Raw genomic sequence first — 22,810 nt, 5'->3', positions numbered from 1 at the left:
TTGCAGTTGTTGTCCAACAACTATTGAAATAATTTTTTCTTGTTCTTGAAATCTTTGACTTCTGCAAATAAGTTCGTTATAATTCGTGATGTATTATAAAATGCGTAAAGGAGGACTATTAAATATGACACTACGATTCCCAACTTTGAACCAATAATTGAATATGGTCAAAGGCTCTGTTTGTGTATGCAGAGTAAACGGAATTAGTCTGTCTTGTTTTAATATACCTCATTTCATATTTGTGAAAATACAATTCCATCATTTTATGAATCTTTCCCATATATCACACTTCGAAATATAGGAACGATTGTTTAATCGATGGAAAAATATGCAATGTTAGAAAGGCGACTTTGATCAACCTTTCTTTTATTTTTGTCTAATTACACCTTTTTTGATGGTATCAAAAGTAGGTGTTTTATGCCCTATGGCTAACTTCATAAAAATAGGACGGTTTTTTCCCTTTACTTTTGAGATCACAGGCAGATGTTTGTGATCTTTTTGTTTTCTATAGTGGGTATTATGAAAAGCTCTGACGCTAAACAAGGTGGTGAATTCCCCAATGGTATATGAACTAGGAAGGATTGGGTAGGATTTGTTTGGAATATACAAATTTTTAAGCATAGGTTACTGATCATAATGAAATCTATGAAGCATTTTTTAATATGACTATTCGTAAGGAGTAAATAAATGAATCAAAATCAAACGGTGAAATATGAATTCCTATCACAGGACCCCAATGTTAAAACATTACCCATCATGTTGTCGTTAATTATCGGTGCGTTCTTTGCTGTTTTAAACGAAACATTGTTAAACATTGCCTTAACTACATTAATGCATGAATTCCATATTACCTTGCCAACCGTTCAATGGATGGCAACAGGGTTTATGCTTGTCATGGGTATAGTCATTCCAGTCTCTGCATTGATGTTGCAGTGGTTTACAACAAGGCAATTATTTCTTGGTGTGATGGTCACGTTCACAATTGGAACGATTATTTGTGCTATTGCACCTAGTTTTCCAGTTTTATTAGTAGGGCGTTTAATACAAGCGATTGGAACAGGGTTGTTAATGCCCATTATATTTAATGTGTTTCTTTTGTTATATCCACCAGAAAAGCGCGGGAAAGTTATGGGTATTGTAGGTCTAACGTTTACGTTTGCACCGGCAATTGGACCAACTTTATCTGGGGTTATCGTAGAATATTTAGGTTGGCGCTATCTATTTATTATTGTTATTCCTTTTGCCATATTTTCAATTGTTTTTGCCTTTAAGTATTTAACAAATGTGTCGGAAGTTACTAAACCTAAAATTGATTTTCTATCATTGCTTTTTTCAACGATTGGGTTTGGAGCAATTATTTACGGGTTTAGTGCTGCTGGTGAAAAAGGTTTCCTTAGTTCTAGCGTTTATCTGACGATTATCATTGGTGTCATAGGTGTTGTCTTGTTCTCGTTAAGGCAATTTAAGCTGAAAGAGCCTGTTATGGATTTACGGGTATTCAAATATCCAATGTATACACACGCTGTATTTATGTTTGTCATTATTATTATGGCGATGTTTGCATCAGAAATTATATTACCTATATTTATGCAGGGACCATTAGCTTTGACGGCTGCAACAGCGGGGCTCGTATTACTACCAGGGAGTTTACTCAATGGGCTCATGTCTCCAATTATGGGGCAGATGTTCGATAAATTTGGACCACGTGTATTGATGATTCCAGCAACACTTGTTTTAAGTGGTACCGTATTTACTTTGAGCAGGTTAACGGCTGAAACATCGATTTGGATAATTGTAGTATGCTATATTTTATTAATGCTAAGTGTCTCGGCTATTATGATGCCAGCACAGACAAATGGTTTAAACCAACTGCCTAAATCTTTATATCCACATGGAACGGCAGTGATGACTACTTTACAGCCTGTTGTAGGCGCTATTGGTGTTGCTGTTTTTATTAGTATTATGAATGCCAAACAAAATCATTTTTTACAAAAGGCAACAAATCCGAGTGATCCGTCTACAATTAGCCAAGCAATGGTAGCTGGTGTGGAACTTGTTTATCTTATTGCCTTTATTATCACGATAGTAGCGATTATTTTAGCATTTACTGTTTATCGTGCGGTGCCTAAAGAAATAGTTGAAACACACTCTGAAACGAAATCTTAGCATAATATCGGTTGAATACTGCCCAATACTATAGTTAACGTTAAAAATAAAAGCTTCTCATCAGTTGCATCAACTTTTGAGAAGCTTTTTATTTACGCTAATTAAAGAAAAAACGGTAATCTAGCAATCGCTTTTCTAGTTTGTTGTGATGCTGAAGTATCGTTTAAAGACAGCTAGTTATTGACCTTCAACCTTTAAAACTTCATATTGGAAACCCCGATAAATGTAATGTTGTTTTTGATACATGTCTCTCGGTGTATCTTCACCATCTGCTACTAAAATAACGGTTTTTTGCTGAAAATTTTGCATTACATATTGCTGAAGTTGTGTACCTATTCCTTTCCTTTGATAAGCCTCTAGTACAAATAAATTATCAATTTCAACTGTCATATCTTCTTCAATTAGCTCTGTAGAACCAACTGCGATGCCTTCATAATAAGCAAGGAGTTGATGTTTCTTCGAATCGTGAAAACGGTGTTTGAGTAAAGCTTGTTTTTCAGTGGCAAAAGTTTCACCATATCTTAAATCTTCTTTGTACTGCAGTGTTAAAAATGCCTCTAAATTGTCGTCAGTCACAGGTCGAACTTCAACATGCTCATTTACCTTTGCAGGGAAATGGCTAGGTTCAATTGTATATAACTCTAAAAATCCAATATCATAGTTTTCATCCGTTAAATAACTGTGAATAGCGCTCGGAATTTTTTCGTTAGACGGGAAAATAAATTTTAAATGTCGCTGATTATGTTGTTGGTGATAGGAGCGTAGTAAATGCTCCATTTTCTTAAATGTCGTTAATGCAGGCATTGTTTTAAATAAAATAAAATTACTATCATAACGGCTCAGCATTTCTGGATAATGCACATGCCGATACATTTCGTTTTCATAAATGATATGGCCAATTTTTTCTATATGCTCAAAAGTAATATCGTTCATTGTAAATCTCCTTATTATGCATGACTTGAAAAAGGGTAACGATTGAAACTTATTGCTATTAGTGTGAATACTATGGCACTTGATAGCAATAGAATTCTAAATGATGCACATCTTCGCTCCAAGGCGATAAGTAACTGCCATCTAAAAAAGACAAAGGGCATCAAGAGAGTGACATCTTGATGCCTTTTGACGTACGCTTCAGCCAAGGAATAGCAGCGGAATGTTTATTAAATTCCTACATTATCGTACTTGTAACAGGCGTTGGCTCAGGGAAATAACCTAATTGAATGCCATAGCCAAGCATTGTACGGATAAAGGCTGGATTAGGCTCTGCGCATGTAATATCCGTATGCTTTAAAAAGTCCTGTGTTTTATCACTATTCATTCTAAATGGTGAATCGCTTGGGCCATCACCGTCAAGCTGTGCAATGGCTAATGATAAATAATCTTGTAGTTCTTCTGGATGCTCCGAGTGTAATAGCCAATCTTCATATTCTTTCGCCGTAACAATTTCTAACGCATAGCCCATATCTTTGATAGCCTCAACAAAATCGAGATAAAGTAACGGTACCGGGTTACATAGATGGAATATGTGCCCGTTTGATTTTGGCTGACGGGCTAGTGCTACAAGTGCTTGGCTTGCATAATTAATTGGCGTAAAATCGACATGCCAATGAGCTGACGGGGTTTTTCCTAAGTAAAGCATTGATTTTACCAGACGATAAAATGCATTATCATCTATATTGCGTTGGAATTTCCCTGTCTGTGAATGACATGTTAAATTGCCAACACGATAAATTGAGACAGGAATACTATCATTCACTGCATTTCTAACGAGATTTTCAGCATCTAACTTACTTTGGTTATAGACATTTGAAAGTGCAACATTGTAATCGAAATCACCAAGTGCTTGTTTGTCTCCCCATTGCGTTGCCGCAAGCTCCTCAGGGATACCTATTGTTGAAACATAATGGAAATGTACACCCATTTTACATTTAGCAAGCTCCAGCAAGTATCTAGTGCCTTGCACATTGACATCGTTAAAATGACTTGCTGCTCCGAAATGTCTTACATCTGCACCACAATGAATTATAGCGTCGATTTTTTCAGTAAGAAGCGCGTGGTCTTTAGCAGATAAATCAAGTTTTGCCTTACTTAAATCGCCTTGGATGACCGTCACTCGTTTTTGCAGCATCGGGATAATAGCATGTCCAAAATAAAATAACATGCTATCTTTTAATTTTTCATCAGGCGTTGTCTGTGCACTTTGTCGAATTAAACAATAAACATGTGCGTTCGTATTCATTAAAAGCTCATATAACACATGACTACCTAAATAACCTGTTGCGCCAGTTAACAGTACTGTTTTCATCGCTAAAGGTGTGACATTGTGAGTAGTGATAAGACGGCTTGGTTCCATTAAATCTTTCCGTACTAAATCAGTTTTTGGCTGAGATACCTCATTTGTTTCAGGTTGATAAGTACTAATATAATAATCTAATTCAGCAATCGTATGGTATTGGAAAAAGTCTTGAATTTTTAAAAATGGAATATGTTTTTTCACTTGTACTAAAATCTCAAGTATTTTTAAAGAATGTCCACCGATATGAAAGAAGTTATCGTGAATGCCGACACGTTCAACATCTAGCACTTGCTCCCAAGCACTGGCTAGTAGCTGCTGTATTGTATTTTCAGGAGCATCATAATGACTTGGTAGCGGTGTTGTTACCTCCAGGGCAGCTAATTGCTTTCGATCAATTTTGCCAGTAGGAGACAATGGCATTTCCTGCACTTCAAGTAAACGTTCAGGCACCATATAGTCTGGTAAAAGATCTGCTAAATAATGTCGAAGTGCTTCCTGTTCCACCTTCATACCACCGAATACCGTGTAATAGGCAAACAAGCTATTATTGCCATCGTCCTTTTTTTTGGCAAGGATTACAGCCTCTTGGATGTTAGGGTGATTACTTAACACCGTTTCAATTTCCCCAAGCTCAATGCGGAAACCGCGCACTTTGATTTGAGAATCTTTGCGTCCTACAAATTCAATTACGCCACTTGGCAATAAACGAGCTAAATCACCTGTTCGATACATCAACTTCCCAGATTTAGTGGACAAATGTGGGACAAACGCTTCAGCAGTTTTTTCAGGCTGATTTAAATAGCCAGCAGCTAGTCCTGCGCCAGCAATATAAAGTTCACCTGCTTCATTGGCAGGGCATAGCTGACCGTAGGTATTAATAATATACATCTCATAATTGGCAATCGGTTTGCCAATTGGAATACTAGCATGATGTTCGATAGTTGTATCCGGTACTTTGTAATACGAGGATAGCACGGTACATTCTGTCGGTCCATACACATTGATGATTGCAGTAGTCGTGCCGAATTTTTCACGCCACTTTTGTATAACCGCAGGCATAAGGGCTTCCCCACCTACAGACAAATATTTAAGAGATGATAATTGATATTGGTAATCGCTGGAGAGATGCGTTGCAAGCTGCGTAAAGAATGCATTTGGAATAGTGGCTGTTGTCACTTTTTCCCTTGCAATCATCTCAGCGAATGCTTCAATCGATATGCGTTCCATACTTGTAAGCATATGTAATCGAGCGCCAGAAAAGAAAGCAGTAAATGTTTCCGTGACGGATGGATCAAAACTATAGGAGATAAATTGCGAAAAAACATCATTTTTACTTGCTTGGTAGATTCTTTGATTATCAGTAATTAAGTTAATCACAGATTCATGCTTTAGCATGACGCCTTTTGGCTTGCCTGTCGAGCCAGATGTATAAATAATATAGGCTAAATCGGCAGGGCTGAGATCAATGTAAACATTGTCTTTTGGGAATGTGATTTCCATGCGATTCAGTGTAAACACTGTACGACATTGAAAATCGTTATGTAATAAATTAGTAAGTAACGCTGTATGTTCTTCTTTTATTAATATGAATGGTGCTCCTGAATCATTTAAAAGGTATTGACAGCGTTCTTTTGGATAGCTCGGATCTATTGGAACGTAAATACCTCCTGCTTTTAGAACGCCAAGTAAACTGATAACAGTATCCTGACTACGTTCCATAACAATAGCTACTTTGTCGCCCTTTTGGAGACCATTGTCTAGTAACATATGGGCAACTTGATTGGAGCGTTCATTGAGCTGACGATAGGTGATCCGACCACCATTAAAAGACAGGGCAATTCTTTCTGCGAATCGTTCCGCTGATTGATAAAATACACTAGGGATTGTTTGATCTTTCGCATAAAAGGCTTTTGTTTGATTTAAAACTTGATATAATACTTTATCTTCCTCTGTTAACAGTTGTGTACAATTGGATGGTAACGTCTGTTGTTCTTGGGTGTTTGTTTGATAATGTGCTGTAAATAAATCAAGGTCTCGTTTTAATTTCAATCATAACAACTCCTATTTTTGAAAGTAGGGGATTGTCCCCTTTAGTGCAATTAGAAGTAACTTTATTATTGATAGGATTAGACATTGCTATTTTTTCTTATTAAACAGCCTTGCCGATGTTTTTGCATCGACAAGGTTGTGGGATTACTTGCTCTTTGTTTATTTTCAGTGCTTTCATTACATCTATTTTACAATAAATGTATTTACAACAGTTAATAATTCACCTGATAAATCAGATAATACTTGTGCTTCTTCTGAAACTCTTTGCACGGTATTTAGCTGACTAGCGGATGTTTCGGCTACTGCTCTTGTATTGTCTCGAGAACTTACTGAGAAGTGTTCCATATCTTGAACCGCTGAAGTAACTTCTTCCATACCTGCTGCCATTTCTTCAATCGTTGCTGATAATTCTTAAATTTGCCCTGTAACATGGTGAATTGAAGTTAAAATTTGGCTAAATGATTTTTCGGAATCATTAATCATAATTAAGCCATTATCCACTTCTTCTACAGCATGTATCATGACCTTTACAGATTCATTTGTATCTTGTTGAATACGAGTAATGAGCGTAGAAATTTCTCTTGCCGAAGCTTCTGATTGTTCGGCTAGCTTCCGCACTTCATCGGCAACAACAGCAAAGCCACTTCCTGCTTCGCCTGCGCGAGCAGCTTCAATCGCAGCATTTAATGCAAGCAGATTTGTTTGGGAAGCGATACCTGTGATAATGCCGACGATTTCTTCGATTTTGCCGGAATGTTCACCAAGCATTTTTACAGATGATGCGGAATGATTAACTGCCTTACTAATAGCATTCATTTGGGCTACAGATTTGCTTGTTGAATCATTACCTTTTTCAGCTTCTTCCGATGCTAAAATAGAAGATTCAGAAATTTGATTGGATGTCATAGCAATGCGTTGAATACCAATACTCATTTCCTCAATTGTAATAGAACTTTCTTTAGCTTTTTGCACTTGTATATCAGCACCACTAGCAATTTCTTGCATTGACGAAGCTACATTATTGTATGAATCTGTTGCTTCTTGCATATTGCTTGATAAAACTTGTGCAGAGTTTGAAACACGTGAAGAAACATTTGTTGCACTTTTAATAACAGTTTTTAAGCTGTCAATCATAACATTGAAATTAGTTGTTAGTACGCCAATTTCATCATTTGAGTGAACAGGTAACGCTTCAAGCTCTAGGTTACCTTCCGCAACTTTTTTAGATTGTAAAGATAGCTGTTGGATAGGTGTTAGCTTCTTTCTTAATAGTGTATAAACCACGATAGAAGAACCAATTAGGAATAGTACAGTTATTAACAGAATCCATAATGCTTCTGATAATGCTTTAGCAGTTACCATAGATACATCATAATCAATGGCGTAAGCAGCTACAACGGAACCATCTTTATCTAAAATCGGCGTAAGACCTGTTTTATAGCTTCCAAACTCATCTTTATAAATATCTGTAGCTGTTGCTTCTTTTGTTTCAAACACTTCTTTTATTCTTGCAAGAAAATCTGGGGAAAGTCCCATGGCAACCATGTCTTGGTTATACTCTGCACCTACTTCAAGTACGCTTGTGGAAAGAACCGGTGCGTTAATATTTTCACCATCTACTGTAATAAGAAAGAGATTGGTAATAATGTCTGATTCCTCGTTAATGGCATCCATTTCCTTCGTTAAATGTAGGACATCATTATTGTCAGCATTTGGGCTTTCTAGTACGGATTTTAATGTCTTTTGGTCTATTGTCTTAGACAAAATCATCCCTTTATCATAGAGCGATTGGTCCATATCTTTTAAATTACTGTTTTTCACTATATAATAGGCAAATCCCGTAGTAACTAGCCCAAATAATAGTAAAATACTAACCATGATGACGGTTAATTTCTTGCTAATCGACATTTGCTGTTTCTTATTTTTCTTCATATCTCTTCCTCCTAAAATTGTATACAAGACATATTTCAAGCGAAAAAGGGACGGCCGATAATACGAAAGTCAAATGTAATGGGAATAGTACAATGTTACAATTGACTGTTATGATATTCGAATATATGGAATTACCTTATACTTTTTATCATTATTTCTTTGATTGTAAAATAATCCATTCATCCCCTAACATTAATCAACTATACTGCCAAAAAATACGATTTACAACCCAAAAATCCTCCTATTTAAAGTGTGAAATTTCGGTGAGCGAAATAATATATAGTGTTTTTATATCAATGTTTTCGGGTGGTTATGCACATAATTAATAGAAAATATAATAATAATAGTATATTTTGTTTCTGGGACTAGCTGCTAAAATAAAGTGTTTATTATTCTGGACAAATATTATAACCAACATAAGCGAAAAAATTGTTGGTGGTCATTGTTATGTAAAATTAAAGGCTTTCCATTTGTTCATTGCTGAACTGATGGAAAGCCCTTTTTTATCTTGGATTACCAAATATGCCAGGTAAAATATCAGAAATACCTGGAGGTGTTAAACGAGGGAATCCTGGTAATAGCCCGCCTGGAAATGGAGGAGGTGGGAATGGCTGCGGTGGATATGGACGTGGTGGATATGGTTGCGGCGGATGCGGATATGGTGGATACGGTTGCGGTGGGTACGGTTGTGGCGGATGTGGACGAGGAGGAGGATATGGTGGCGGGTAAGGGGATGGATAAGGAGGTGGATAAGGTGGCGGATATGGTGGAGGATATGAGCCAGGAGGCAAACCTGTCCCTGCTGCGGCAATTTGATTAACATCAACTGTAATAATTTGTCCAGAATCTAGCTGAATTTCTGCAGTTCTTCCGTCTTTTCCAAATGTTCGAATTAAAGTACCAGAATAAGTACCAGTAGGGAGTGTAACCCATATTTTCATTCCAGGTCGGAATTGCTGATTAAAATCTTCAGGGGCTAATCTTGGATAGACCAATAGAACACACCTTTCTTCATTTTTCTTTTCTAACATATGTCCCATATTATCTTTGTCATAGGCATATGGCATAAGACGAATTAGAAAGTATAGGCATTATCGCACTATTTGTTATAAAATATATCGATTTTAATTATAATAGGAAGAAATGACTGAAAAGGATGTTTGAAATGGCAATTATCAAAATGAAAAAAATAAAGATACAAAATTTAAGAAATGTACGCAATGGTGAGCTCACAATAGCGGTGAATTTTGCTTCGCTTATGACAGCGAATGTAGTGGGGGTATATGGGCAGAATGGTTCAGGGAAAACAACCATTGTCGATGCATTTAGTTTGTTGAAGACCATTATTTCTGGGTGGATTGCTGAAGTGAAATTGCCATCACAAGATAAACGATTAATTATGGCAGGGGAAAAAACTGCTAGTCTGGATTTTGAATTTCTAGTGGACAACCAATTCGGCACATTTTTTGTCAACTATTCCGTAACATTGCAAGAAGATGAAAAACGACTGTTCATAATTGCGGAGCGCTTGACTTACAGGGAAGATGAAAAAGGAAAACGCTCAAAAGTGTTAGTAAGTGTTGCAGATGAGGATGTTCAAATTCGAAAAAGCTCTTTACGAGATATGAGTGAAAAGATCCGTATAAAGACACTTGTTGTTCAACAATTAGCACGAAAACAATATATGTCTTTTGTCTTCCATAAGGATTTAAAGCCGTTGCTACAAGAAAAGCTATCAGATTTAGAAATGGAATTGCTTCATAATATAGCAGTCGACTTTAATCGGGACTTACATGTTATTAATAACCAAAATATTGCACCTTTATTTGAAGAGCGTATTATGCCTTTTAGTATTCATTTAGAAAAAACGCGGGGCTCGATTCCTTATGATTTGAAAGGACCAGCATTATTGCCAGAGAATGCTTTCAATGTGTTATGTGAAGTCATAGAGCAAAGCAACCAAGTACTATCGACCATCATTCCAGGGCTAACGATTAAAATTCACGTTATTACAGAGCAATTATTAGATAACGGTGAAAAAGGCATACGTTTTGAGTTTTTATCCAAACGGGGTGAGCGGGAATTACCGTTACGAACTGAATCGGAAGGAATATTGAAAATCATTGCTGTGCTTAGCGTTTTAATAGCTGTTTATAATAATCCGACTGCATGCGTCGTAATCGATGAATTAGATTCGGGTGTATTTGAATATTTGTTAGGTGAGTTGTTAACAGTGATTGATGAGGGCGGAAAAGGACAGCTTATTTTCACGTCCCATAATTTACGTGTGTTAGAGGTGCTTGCCATTAAAAATTTATGGTTTACAACAACAAATGAGGATGATCGATATATGCAGCTAAAGGGCATTAAAGAGGTCAATAATGCGCGAGATGTCTATTTGCGTGCGATACAGCTTGGCGGACAGGATGAGGAAGTGTATAAAGAAACGAAAACGTTCAAAATAAAACGTGCTTTTAGAAAAGCTGGTGTGCAACATGACTAGAAAAGTACTATTAGTGATTGTTGAAGGTCAAACGGAGCAAATCATTTTAGAAGATTTTTTGGATGAACATTTTTCTGATTCGACGATTCGCTTTGATGTACAGCGAGAGGATATTTTGACGAAGTGGGATGCAAAAAAGAGAATCCCCAACATTAAAAATAGTGTTAGCCGAGTCATTCATAACTATCTTGAAAAGTATAAGTTTTTAGCAAAAGATTTAACGGCGGTCATTCATATTACAGATGCAGATGGTTGTTTTATCGCCCCAGAGTTTGTCAAAATCAAATCAGATATGGAGCAAAATTTATTTTACACAGAGGATGCCATTTTAGTAAAAACAGAGAGGCGTAAAGAGCAAATCGAACAGCGTAATGAAATGAAAGCGAATAACGTAAAGATTTTGCTTGCCAATGACCATTTTAGTATTAATCGTTTAAAAGTACCGTATCAACTTTTTTATTTTGCTACCAATTTAGAACATGTGTTATGGGATGAGCGCAATGAAGTTGCAACAGAAAAAGTGCAGAAAGCAGATGAATTTATGGACAATTTATCGGGCTCTATTAAAGAATATCTTGTGGAGTTTTTGCCTGTTGATGGAACATTAACTTATAGGGAAAAGATGAAAGAAAGCTGGGCGCACTTAACGAAGGGTTGTAACTCATTGCAACGAGGTACAAATGTGCCGTTATTATTTGACATGATTACGTCCAATGTAGGTGACTAATGGACAAAAAGGCTGGGACATAACTAAAGAAAATTAAGGAATAGAGGAAAGGTGTTCGTAAATTTTTGCTATTATGGGAACTTTGCTACTTGCAAAAAAATAGAAGTGTTCACTAGTTGTTGGTAGCGAAGGTGGTGACTCCCGCGGAAAGCACCGCCGAAGCGGATAACAACGGCGTAGAGAAAAAGTGTTAGATTGATGGCAGTCAATCTAACACTTTTTCTCTTTTGTCCCACCCTTTTTCAATGAGCTAAAATTTTTATAAAATGTGTAACAAATATTGGATACTAACGACTTATTAAGGAATGTAGAAAGCGGGGTGAAGTATTGCATAAAAATCAATTACAGATTGAGCAACTATATGATGCCTATCATCGTGATGTCTACCATTTTGCGCTTTATTATACAAATAGCAAACAAGAAGCGGAAGATATTACGCAAGAAACTTTTTTAAAAGTACTTAAACAATTACATCACTTAAAGGATGGGGAGAAGGTAAAAACGTGGATTTTAACGATTGCACGGAATACAGCAGTAGATATACATAGAAAACAAAAGATTAAGCGTTTATTAACAGAGAAACTAACTAAACAGCCTATTTTAACAGAAGGCATAGAACCTCCTACTATAGTTGAAAAAAACGAGCAATGGCAAATTGTACAGCAAGCATTAATGACATTAAAGTCACATGATCGAACAATCATTATATGTCGTATGTTAAAGGATTACACAATTCAAGAAACAGCAGCTATTCTTGGTATTTCAGAAGTGAAGGTACGCGTTGACTTTCATCGTGCAATGGCAAGACTTCGTAAAAAAGTAGGGAGGAGAAATTGATGGAAGATCGTGAGTTATTTGATACATTAAAAAATCGTCCCGATATTGAGCCAGAGCAAGCATTTTCAAGTAGCCTACGTCGAGAGTTAGAAAACAATCCAAAATTAAAAACAAAAAAAGTAACTGTTGCACCACTTCTCACAATCCCTATGACAATAGCTATTTTTGTTTTTTTATGGATGATTACTACAGGTCAAACGTTAGAAATAAGAAGTGCGGCATCACCTATTATCAGTCAAGAGAAAACAATGGTGTTTACTGGAGGGGTGTTTGTATTACTCTCCCTAGTGTTATTTATTATTTTTGTGTTTAGCAAGGGTTATACAAAAGGGAAACTGGTCTTTATAACATTTGCCTTGTCATTGTGTGTATGGGTGGGGAACCTAGTATACGCTAATTGGTAGCGTGTAGCTGAACCGATTGTAGTACCGTCTCAACGTGATACTTATGTATCCACTGCTAGTAGATTTTTAGATAGAGACAGTGAAGTATTACTACCACTTTTCATTCGAGATATAGAACTTTGCGGGAGGGGAACGTTGATGAAAGATCCTTACAATAATTTATATAATGGGTTATGTTTTATTTTTTTAGACTTAAAATTTTTTGGACTACCTGACATTTTTCCTGATTTCTTTGGTTATATGTTTTTTGCTTATGGCATTCATTTATTGCCGTCAATTCGTAAATTGAAGTATTGGACGAGGAACTTTGCGATGGTTTTAACTGTATTGTCCTTTGTTGTGGAACTGGACCAATGGACGGGGACATTGCTGTTAGGACAAATCGGAGTACAGTTGCTGCAATTTTTATTGATACTTTTCATGTATTTTCTATTTCAACTGTTATTGCATATTCATGAAAATAAAGCTTTCGAGGCGAAAACATTTAGAACATATCAAATATATATGACGCTTATGCTATGTGGTTTTGTTATACAATCATTTGCTATTAACTTAGATGCCAATTTGCAAGAGGTGGCGCTTACTATAAGTATTCTACTACAGCTTATAGCTTTTATACTGTTCGTCTTTTATTGCCGTTCAGGTAGTAAATACTTTAAAAGCAAACGACAAAGTAATGTCCAATCATTTTAATAAATTGTTTGAGTGCCTGGCACTTACCATAGATACTTAGCATAATATCGGCTCCTGAATCGTAAAAATTCACTACGCTTTCCGCGGGCACGACGTAAGCCACAACCGTCGCTGTCGCGCCGCCTGTTGCGTCTTACGTTACGTGCGTTCCCGCAGGAGTCTTCGTAGATTTTTACTTAATTGCTTGCCGGAAGAATTCAGAATTGTTTGAGTGCCTGGCACTCTAAAGTGACATGTTTTCTTGTTTTATATCATAAGCTTTATAGCTATGGTTTCATTACGTAAAAAGGAGGCAAATCGCATTCAAATACATGTTGTGCGGGCAGGGGAGTCATTATATGGCATTGCACAGGCATATGGTACAACCGTTCAAAGTATAGTAGATGCCAACCAAATCCCAGATCCCAATCGATTAGTTGTTGGGCAAGCGCTCGTCATTCCAATCGTAGGGAGCTTTTATTATGTGCAGCCTGGGGACAGTTTATGGTCAATAGGGCAACGCTTCGGCATTAATTATTTAACACTTGCTCAGGTCAATGGCATTCATCCAAACCAGATTTTAACAATTGGTTTGCGTCTTTATATTCTGCCAGCACCGAAAACAAAAGCAGAGACTTTGGCATATTTAGAGCCAAGAGGAACAGCGGTAAGTGAAGCGCTATTAAGCCAAGCTAGAGAAGCATCGCCATATTTAACGTATCTTGCGTTATTTAGCTATGAGGCGCAGAGGGATGGGACACTAAAGAAACCACCAATAAATGGTGTGACTGAAATTGCAAATGATACAGGTGCATCTCTGGCTATGGTTGTATCTAACTTGGAGAACTTCCAATTTAGCGGAGAACTAGCAAGAGATATATTTCAAAGTACTGCTGTGCAAGATGTACTTTTTGACAACATTCTTAATGAAGCGAGGCGCGTAGGAAGCATCAAAGATATTCATTTTGATTTTGAGAACTTACCAGCCGATCAACGAGAAGCGTATAACAATTTTTTAAGACGAGCAGTGAAGCGGTTCCATGCCGAGGGATATACGGTGTCGACAGCACTAGCACCGAAAACAAGTGCTAATCAGCGAGGTCCTTGGATTGAGGCACATGATTACAAAGCGCATGGGGAGATTGTGGACTTTGTATTGCTGATGACCTATGAGTGGGGCTATTCTGCGGGTCCACCAATGGCTGTTTCACCTATTAGGGAAGTGGAGGCTGTTGTGAAGTATGCTGTATCGGAAATGCCAGCAAGTAAAATTTTGCTCGGGCAAAATCTATATGGCTACGATTGGACATTGCCGTTTGTACAAGGGGGTCCGTATGCAGAGGCTGTAAGTCCGCAGAGGGCTATTGAGATTGCGAAAAAATATAATGCAGCGATTCAGTATGATTGGAATGCACAAGCACCTTTCTTTGACTATTACGACGAGCAAGGAAGAGCGCATGTAGTCTGGTTTGAAGATGCGCGATCGATTCAAGCGAAATTCAATTTAATTAAGCAGTACAAGCTTAGGGGTATAGGATATTGGAAATTAGGGCTACCGTTCCCGCAAAATTGGCTATTGATAGGTTCGAATTTTGATGTGGTGAAAAAATGACAATGATAGGGATAAGGATATACCCAATCTATTGCTCACCTAATTGGAAATAATCTGTAAATACTATTCCCTAATTTGGTAATATATAATATAATTATGGTAAATTGTAATTTAGGAGGGATATTTTGGGTAAATTTAAAAAGTTAGGAATTATCTTAACGTCTACTGCATTTTCTGTCGGGGTTCTTTCTCCAATGGCACAAGCTTCTGCTAATGTTAAGGATGCTCCAGAGAGAATTGAGATTCAAGTAGCCTCTACTGAAACAAAAGTAACAAAAAGCACACTTATTAAAAAATTACGTGAGCTTTTCCCAGAAAAGTTCAATTTTTTAACAGAAAATGATTTCCATACTGGAAGTGGCCATTATTATAACGATGATAAAACTGTTCGTTATGAATTGAGCTTCCATAAAACGGTGAATGGAAAAGATATCTATGGTAGCATCACATTTAAGGGCGATAATTTAGAACTTGAACACTTCTATTACCAGCCAGCGAATGTTGCAGATGCGCTCTATCCTGCAAAATATTCAAAAGAAGATGCACAAAAAATTGCTCAGGATTTCTTAAAGAAATTCCCGAATACAGCAAATTATAAGTTGCAAGAAGATGAATATGATTATATTAATGATTATAACTTCACTCGTCCATTATCAGAACCAATTACTTATTCCTATACGTATGCACCAACACAAAACGGTGTAGCAATAAGTGACCATTTTATTTCTATCGGCGTGCTTGCTAATGGAGAAGTTGTACAAGTATATCGCAACTCAGATGTATCTTCTAAAGCAACGTTCGATAGTATAGAAAAGAAAAAGAGTGAGCAAGATGTGCTTGCACAAATTCGTGAGAACTTTGATGTTGAGCTACGTTATTATGTAGACTATAATTTCCAATCTGAAAAACGCAATGTCAAACTAGTGTATGTGCCAACATCAAGCTTCTCTGGTGTAAATGCATTAACTGGTCAATGGCAAACAGCGAATGGTTTCGTATCGCAAGCACCAAAAGCAAAAGGTGTTGAAAAGCTTTCTTCAGAACAACTTGCCCCAAGAAAAAGCGGTATGAAACTTGATGAAGTTGAGGAATTTGCAAAGTCCTTCTTAAAAGTGGACCCTGATAAGGCGAAGTTGCAAATTGAGCTGATTGATGAAAGAGAAAATGAAAACGGTGAAACACTCTACTCTGTAAACTATATGTATAATTATGATAGAGGTGGCACTGGTGCGTCACTTGAAATTAACAAGGCAACTGGTGAAATTACTCAATTCTATGATGTACGTAGAGATTTCATGGTAACAGATAAAAATGCAGAAACAATTACTAAAGATGCTGCGATGGCAAAAGCAATCGACTACTTAAAAGAGTGGGCTCCGTCTTATATTCATAACTATGCAAAACCTTTAGATGATTTTGCTTATGATAGTTATGGTAAGCAATATAGCTTCTCCTTCCCACGCGTAGTCAATGGAATTGCTGTTGTTGGTGATGAAATTTATGTAAGCATCGGATCAGACGGTTCATTGCGCTCACTATCAATTAACCAACAGAAAATTGATAACTGGCCGGCTGTAAGTAAGGCTGTACCAGCAGATAAAGTGAAGGAAACATTTAGTAATGCATTAAAGTTAAAACTGCAGTACGCGAAGCAGGACAAAGAGGATAATAACCACTATGATTTAGTGTATGCACCGACTTATGAAGGTAGCCTTTTCAATCAAATTGATGCAACAACTGGCAAATGGGTGAATAGTGTGGGCGATTCAAATAGTAAACCACAAATTTCGCACCCAACGGCTGGACAGGAACTAAATTACTTATTAGCTCAAAATGTGTTGGAAGTAAAAGATCCAGCAAGTTTTAATGCTGATACATCTGTGACAAAAGGTGAGGCATTGAAAATTATGCTTAAATCATTAACTTATGGATATTTCGGACCATATGGAAATGAAGATGAAGCGCCTCAATCCTTTAGTAATATTGATGCGAAACATCCGTTATACGGAGTGGTTGAGCAAGCTGTAAGAATGGGTGTATTACAACCTGCAAATGAATTTGCTGTTGATGCGAAATTGACTCGTCAGGAACTTGCAGAATGGTATATCCGTGTATTACGTTTAGAAAGTGCTGCTAAGCATAGCGATATTTACAAATTAAACTTCGCAGATGCAAGCACTATCGACCCAGCGTATACAGGATATGTTGCATTAGCAAGCGCAATGGGGTTAATTGATGCACAGCAAAATAACTTTAATGCAACTGCAGAAGTAAGTTATGCTGATTTAGCTGTGTCGACACTTCGCTTAGCTCGTGCTATTCATGAAAATAATGCTAGTCGTAATTTCTACTAGGACAATTTGAATGGATTCTTCCATCTGTTTAGGATGGAGGAAAAGGGTATCTCTTGACTTGAAGAGATACCTTTTTGCCGTTTAATTGGAGCAGTTTTAGGGAAGAATAAATGTAAGAAAAGGAGTGAAGATAATGCGAATTTATAAAAATTTATTAGTATTCTCATTAGCGACAGGTTTACTTTATGGCTGTAACAAAGATGAGGTAAAAGACGTACCTGCAAATGCTCCAACTGAGCAAAATACGAATCAACAAGCTGGTGAAAATGTCACTGACCAAGTGCCTTTTAACTTTTTGGAATTTGCATTGGATGTCGATTATTCGCCAACAGAATCTTATGAGATTGAATATGAAAATAAGAAGAACGGTTTAGAAGTTAAATTGAAAGATGACCGCAACAATGAAAGAATACAAGGTGATGAGGCGTATACGAAGGTTGAACCATTATTGAAGCAACTAACTTTTGATTCAACAACACCGAATGATGAAGTAATTGAGCAGGTTATTAAAGTATTTAATATTAAAGATGATTACCAATCCATTGAGGTAGAAGTGGAGTTTGCGGATGGAACAGAAAAAGAGTTTAAACGGTTGAAGTAGTAGCTGTGCCTTATACAGTAATATGTATAGGGCTTTTTCTACGATTTGCAACGCCTTTGTAGAAATCAATTTAAGTCCATTTTAAATGCCAGAGGAGGGTTTTAAGATAAAAGGATTGCTAGCAGGATTTTTTTATGATATTATTATCTCGAATTAAAGATATTTAATTTCGAGGTAAATAGGAGAGTGCATCTTATGAAGGAAGAAAATCGTTATTTAAAAGCTTTTACGATTATGTTCCGTGCTTATCAATCTGTCCAGGATGCAGCCAAAAAAGATTTGCTTCAATATGATTTAAACCAAACTGAATTTGGGGTACTAGATTTTTTATATCACAATGGCGAACAGCCTATTCAAGTAATTGGTAAGAAAATTTTAGTTGCAAGTAGTAGTATTACGTATGTTATTGATAAGCTGGAGCAAAAAGATTATGTTTGTCGACGAGCTTGTGCTAATGATCGTCGTGTTACGTATGCAGTGTTAACAGATGAGGGACAGGTTTTAATGGATAGAATTTTTCCGCTCCATGAACAGAAGATAAATGAAATTTTTCAAATATTGGACCAGCAGGAGTTGGAAATAATGAATATGGCTTTAAAAAAGGTCGGTCTTAATGCCATTAATAAATAAAAAATTTTACACATATATCTCGATTTCGAGATAAATAGGAGGCTTTTAATTATGAATCATTTAAAAGGGATTCACCATGTAACAGCGATCACAAGTAGTGCTGAAGAAAATTATAAATTTTTCACGTATGTACTCGGAATGCGTCTAGTAAAAAAAACAGTCAATCAGGACGATATACAAACATATCACCTATTTTTTGCAGATGATAAGGGTAGTGCAGGTACAGATATGACATTCTTTGACTTCCCGAACATACCAAAAGGTGTACATGGAACAAATGAGATTTCCAAAACATCATTTCGAGTACCAACGGATGCAGCATTAGTTTATTGGGTAAAGCGCTTTGATCGCTTAAATATCAAACATACAGGCATTAAAGAACAGTTTGGTAAGCAAACCGTATCGTTTGTTGATTTTGACGATCAACAGTATCAACTGATATCTGACGAAAACAATAAAGGTGTTGCCGCAGGTACACCTTGGAAAGATGGTCCAATCCCGCTTGAATATGCCATTACAGGATTAGGGCCAATATTTGTACGTGTTGCGAATTTTACTTATTTTAAAGAAATGTTAGAAAAAGTAATGCTTTTCACAGAAATAGCAGCAGAAGGAGACTTCCATTTATTTGAGGTAGGAGAGGGAGGGAACGGTGCGCAAATCATTGTAGAATATAACACCATCTTACCTGTAGCTCGTCAAGGGTTTGGTACAGTGCACCATGCAGCATTCCGTGTAGCAGATCGAGCTGTTCTAGATGAATGGACAGAACGTTTAGAAAGCTTTGGCTTCAGTACGTCTGGTTACGTTAACCGTCACTTCTTTGAATCGCTCTATGCACGTGTAGCACCTCAAATTTTATTTGAATGGGCGACAGATGGACCTGGCTTTATGGGAGATGAACCTTATGAAACATTGGGAGAAAAATTATCATTACCACCTTTCCTAGAGCCTAAGCGCGCACAAATTGAAGAACTTGTTCGTCCAATTGATACTGTTAGAAGTAAGATACCATTTGAGAAAGAATATGAATAATAACTTTCCCTTGTACAATATGCAAATTGGAAAGTAAATGCTAGTTAGGTCTTTGATTATGACTGTAGACAGTACTACCGAAGCAAAATGAATGACTGGAGGACGTCAGAATGGAGTTTACAAAGTTAATTGATAAACGTCGATCGGCAAATAATTTTATAGAGGGAATTACAATGACGGAGGAGGATATCCGTCCCATTTTAGAAGATGTTAAGCTTGCACCTTCAGCATTCAACTTGCAACACGCGGAATATATTGTTGTGTTAAATCAAGAATTAAAAGAAAAAGTACGTGAGGCTGCATATGGTCAATATAAAGTACATTCAGCGTCCGGTGTTATTTTAGTATTAGGAGATAAAGAAGCTTACAAGCAAACGGCTCATATTAGTCAAGGTATGGTTGATTTAGGTATGATTACAAACTGTGAGCTTGACAATCTTATAGACGATAATACAAAGTTTTACGAAGAACGTGGCGAAGTGTTTATGAAGGAAGATGCAATTCGTAATGCATCACTTTCGGCTATGCTCTTTATGTTAGCAGCTAAAAATCGTGGCTGGGATACATGTCCGATGATTGGCTTTGATCAACAACAAATGCGTGCACTATTCAATGTGCCAGCAACACATGAAATTGTACTAATGATGACAATCGGTAAGGAAAAGGAAAGTAGTAAGGGTTTAAGAGGGTATCGTAAACCTGTTGAAGAGTTTACTACCTATTATTAATGCAGTATAAAATATAAATGCTCAACCAATATTAAAAATAGTAACCACTTAGGAGGAAATATCGTGAAAGTAGTAGCAATCGTAGGTAGTATCCGTAAAGAATCTTATAATATGCAATTAGCAAAGTTTATGCAAAAACGTTATACAGAAAAGTTTGAACTAGAGGTATTAAGCTTACGAGATTTACCAATGTACGATCAAGATATTGAAAATGAAGCACCACAAACTGTCTTAGATTTCAAAGCAAAAGTAAAAGCCGCAGACGCGGTCCTATGGATAACACCAGAATATAACGGAACGGTGCCAGGGGTGATGGTAAACGCTATAGATTGGCTATCACGAGTGGATAAAGTAATGATTGGTAAACCATCCTTTATGATGGGAGCATCTATGGGGAACTTAGGAACGGTTAAAGCGCAATTACATTTACGTGATATTTTATTCTCACCTGGCATTAATTCACCATTGCTAAGTGGTAATGATGTTTATATTGGCGCTGTCCACACAAAATTTGATGAAGAAGGTAATTTAACAGATGAGGGGACTGTCAAATTCCTTGATTCAGTAATTGGAAACTTCTTAGATTGGGTTAAAAATTATATTTAATAAAAAAGAATGCTAATAAGTATACGACATACTTATTAGCATTCTTTTTTTAGAGTTGTTGGCATTGTACGGGCTCTAAAGAGTCATGCTTTTCCAGCAGGAATCGAGGAAAACGTACCTCCTATATCTTTCTAATATAGAGCTCATTCTTATTTGAATTAAGTACTACATAGGGTGAAAAATCAATGAGCATGTAGTTTTTATTTTATACTATTTAATAGAAGTATCTTTCTTCTGCATAAAATCTTCACACTTACACGTTATCATTTTGAAATATAGGTGGTTACAGGATGAAAAAACTTTCACTAAAGCTTGGCATTATCTTTTTTATCACATTGTTTTGCATCGAAACATTTATGATGTTATTTTTGCATCTTTCTTTGACGAATTCGAGAGTTGATGAAGAACTAACAAACTTGCAGACAACGGGTAATTCGCATCGAAAGATATTGGAGCAAAATTTCGAAAAGGAAACGTTATCACATATAGTATTAATGGAATCCCGAGATAATACGGACGTTGTGATTGCAGATCGTGCTGGCAAAATTTTAGCTACTTCTTCGCCGCACCTTGATATAAAAGCATATTTACAGAGGCTTGGAGCAAGTGTACCTTATGATGGTCAGGTGCTAGAGAACAATTGGCAAGATGAAAAGTATATAGCGACCGTTAGTCCAATTCAAAAACAGCAAAAGACCATTGGCTATGTTTTTATGTTCCAAAATACAGATTCTATCCATGCCTTAATGGAGCGATTAAATAAACACTTCCTAATTGTTGGGCTTGTGTCGGGATTGGTGACCATTGTAGTGATTATTGTGTTATCTAGAAAGCTTGCTCGTCCATTAATTGAAATGAAAGAAGCAACACTAAAAATGAGTAAAGGGGATTTTACAGTAGCCCTTTCAACGAATGGTCAAGATGAATTAAGTGATCTTGCGAATGCTATTCAACTATTATCTAATGACTTAAATCATTTACGAGAGGAAAGAAAGGAATTTTTATCGAGTATTGCTCATGAGCTGCGAACACCGATTACATTTATAAAAGGTTATACAGATATTCTTTATAAACGAGATTTATCGGAACGAGATCGTCAAAAGTATTTACGTATTATTATTGAGGAAACGAATCGATTATCAAGGTTAATAAAAGACTTATTTGATTTAGCAAAAATGGATGAAAATGCATTTGTTATAAACAAAGAATGTCTTCATATGGATGACTTTGTGGCAAGTATTGAGGCAAAGTTAAGACCTGCTTTCCATGAAAAACAAATTGACCTTTTTGTGCAATGTGAAGCGGGACTAACTTTATTGGCTGATACAATAAGGTTGGAGCAAATTTTTTTGAATTTGTTAAATAATGCGCTGACTTATTGTTCCTCAGGAGATTCGATTTTCTTACAAGTGGAAAGAAACAATCATTTCGTATCAATTATTATAAAAGATACCGGAAAAGGAATTCCGCAGAAGGATTTACCTTATATTTTTGAACGTTTTTATAGGGTTGATAAATCTCGTACGCGTGCCAATGGCGGTTTAGGATTAGGACTTGCCATTGTAAAGGAGCTCGTTCATGCACATGGAGGGGAAATTACCGTTGTTAGTGAGGAAAACAAAGGGACTACTTTTAAATTATTGTTTAAGGAGTAGGAA

At 36.6% G+C, this 22,810-nt stretch carries 19 protein-coding genes; 14 read left to right on the top strand and 5 right to left on the bottom strand.

Annotated features, from left to right (window positions below):
• Positions 1-687: 687 nt before the first annotated feature.
• Positions 688-2,166, top strand: coding sequence for an MDR family MFS transporter (locus I5435_RS20575; protein WP_024363937.1), 1,479 nt, complete (start codon positions 688-690; stop codon positions 2,164-2,166).
• 177 nt (positions 2,167-2,343) lie between these two features.
• Here I5435_RS20575 and I5435_RS20570 read toward each other — a convergent pair whose 3' ends face one another.
• The 5 genes from I5435_RS20570 to I5435_RS20550 form a co-directional block, all read right to left on the bottom strand.
• On the bottom strand, positions 2,344-3,099 hold the full coding sequence (locus I5435_RS20570) for a GNAT family N-acetyltransferase (protein ID WP_337982898.1): 756 nt from the start codon (positions 3,097-3,099) through the stop codon (positions 2,344-2,346).
• A 235-nt stretch (positions 3,100-3,334) separates the two neighbouring features.
• Positions 3,335-6,511 (bottom strand): non-ribosomal peptide synthetase family protein, encoded by a 3,177-nt coding sequence (locus I5435_RS20565; RefSeq protein WP_337982897.1) that lies wholly within the window; start codon positions 6,509-6,511, stop codon positions 3,335-3,337.
• A 183-nt stretch (positions 6,512-6,694) separates the two neighbouring features.
• Positions 6,695-6,898: a hypothetical protein gene (locus I5435_RS20560; protein ID WP_337982896.1), complete on the bottom strand. Its 204-nt coding sequence runs from the start codon at positions 6,896-6,898 to the stop codon at positions 6,695-6,697.
• Positions 6,899-6,922: 24 nt separating this feature from the next.
• A complete protein-coding gene (locus tag I5435_RS20555) occupies positions 6,923-8,443 on the bottom strand; it encodes a methyl-accepting chemotaxis protein (protein WP_337982895.1) in 1,521 nt (506 codons plus the stop codon).
• A gap of 503 nt (positions 8,444-8,946) precedes the next feature.
• Entirely contained in the window at positions 8,947-9,438 is a 492-nt protein-coding gene (locus tag I5435_RS20550; RefSeq protein ID WP_337982894.1) for a hypothetical protein, read from the bottom strand.
• Between the two features lie 170 nt (positions 9,439-9,608).
• Here I5435_RS20550 and I5435_RS20545 point away from each other — a divergent pair, with 170 nt between their 5' ends.
• From I5435_RS20545 to I5435_RS20485, 13 genes are all read left to right on the top strand, one after another.
• Positions 9,609-10,946 carry an AAA family ATPase gene (locus I5435_RS20545; protein ID WP_231785201.1) on the top strand — a complete coding sequence of 446 codons (1,338 nt, stop codon included), beginning with the start codon at positions 9,609-9,611 and terminating at the stop codon, positions 10,944-10,946.
• On the top strand, positions 10,939-11,673 hold the full coding sequence (locus tag I5435_RS20540; RefSeq protein WP_024363943.1) for a hypothetical protein: 735 nt from the start codon (positions 10,939-10,941) through the stop codon (positions 11,671-11,673). Before I5435_RS20545 ends, I5435_RS20540 begins: the two co-directional genes overlap by 8 nt.
• A 327-nt stretch (positions 11,674-12,000) precedes the next feature.
• Positions 12,001-12,510 carry an RNA polymerase sigma factor gene (locus I5435_RS20535; RefSeq protein ID WP_024363944.1) on the top strand — a complete coding sequence of 170 codons (510 nt, stop codon included), beginning with the start codon at positions 12,001-12,003 and terminating at the stop codon, positions 12,508-12,510.
• The gene (locus I5435_RS20530; protein WP_337982893.1) at positions 12,510-12,914 is read left to right on the top strand and encodes a hypothetical protein; all 405 of its coding nucleotides are present in this window, start codon (positions 12,510-12,512) and stop codon (positions 12,912-12,914) included. Before I5435_RS20535 ends, I5435_RS20530 begins: the two co-directional genes overlap by 1 nt.
• A 138-nt stretch (positions 12,915-13,052) precedes the next feature.
• A complete protein-coding gene (locus I5435_RS20525; protein WP_337982892.1) occupies positions 13,053-13,607 on the top strand; it encodes a hypothetical protein in 555 nt (184 codons plus the stop codon).
• Between the two features lie 301 nt (positions 13,608-13,908).
• On the top strand, positions 13,909-15,198 hold the full coding sequence (locus I5435_RS20520) for a LysM peptidoglycan-binding domain-containing protein (RefSeq protein ID WP_337983885.1): 1,290 nt from the start codon (positions 13,909-13,911) through the stop codon (positions 15,196-15,198).
• A gap of 125 nt (positions 15,199-15,323) precedes the next feature.
• Positions 15,324-17,552: a YcdB/YcdC domain-containing protein gene (locus I5435_RS20515; protein WP_337982891.1), complete on the top strand. Its 2,229-nt coding sequence runs from the start codon at positions 15,324-15,326 to the stop codon at positions 17,550-17,552.
• Between the two features lie 133 nt (positions 17,553-17,685).
• Positions 17,686-18,153, top strand: a complete 468-nt coding sequence (locus tag I5435_RS20510) for a YusW family protein (protein ID WP_024363949.1) — start codon at positions 17,686-17,688, stop codon at positions 18,151-18,153.
• A gap of 195 nt (positions 18,154-18,348) precedes the next feature.
• A complete protein-coding gene (locus I5435_RS20505; RefSeq protein WP_024363950.1) occupies positions 18,349-18,783 on the top strand; it encodes a MarR family winged helix-turn-helix transcriptional regulator in 435 nt (144 codons plus the stop codon).
• Positions 18,784-18,834: 51 nt separating this feature from the next.
• Entirely contained in the window at positions 18,835-19,818 is a 984-nt protein-coding gene (locus tag I5435_RS20500) for a ring-cleaving dioxygenase (protein WP_337982890.1), read from the top strand.
• Between the two features lie 110 nt (positions 19,819-19,928).
• Positions 19,929-20,546 carry a nitroreductase family protein gene (locus tag I5435_RS20495; RefSeq protein ID WP_024363952.1) on the top strand — a complete coding sequence of 206 codons (618 nt, stop codon included), beginning with the start codon at positions 19,929-19,931 and terminating at the stop codon, positions 20,544-20,546.
• Positions 20,547-20,609: 63 nt separating this feature from the next.
• Complete coding sequence (locus I5435_RS20490; RefSeq protein ID WP_337982889.1) at positions 20,610-21,152, top strand: NADPH-dependent FMN reductase; 543 nt, start codon at positions 20,610-20,612, stop codon at positions 21,150-21,152.
• Between the two features lie 290 nt (positions 21,153-21,442).
• On the top strand, positions 21,443-22,807 hold the full coding sequence (locus I5435_RS20485) for a sensor histidine kinase (protein ID WP_337982888.1): 1,365 nt from the start codon (positions 21,443-21,445) through the stop codon (positions 22,805-22,807).
• Positions 22,808-22,810: the final 3 nt, after the last annotated feature.

Source organism: Lysinibacillus sp. C5.1, assembly GCF_016350185.1.
Taxonomy (GTDB): Bacteria; Bacillota; Bacilli; order Bacillales_A; family Planococcaceae; genus Lysinibacillus; species Lysinibacillus sphaericus.
Note: the sequence above shows the minus strand (reverse complement) of the source record. Positions and strands in the feature narration are given on the sequence as shown.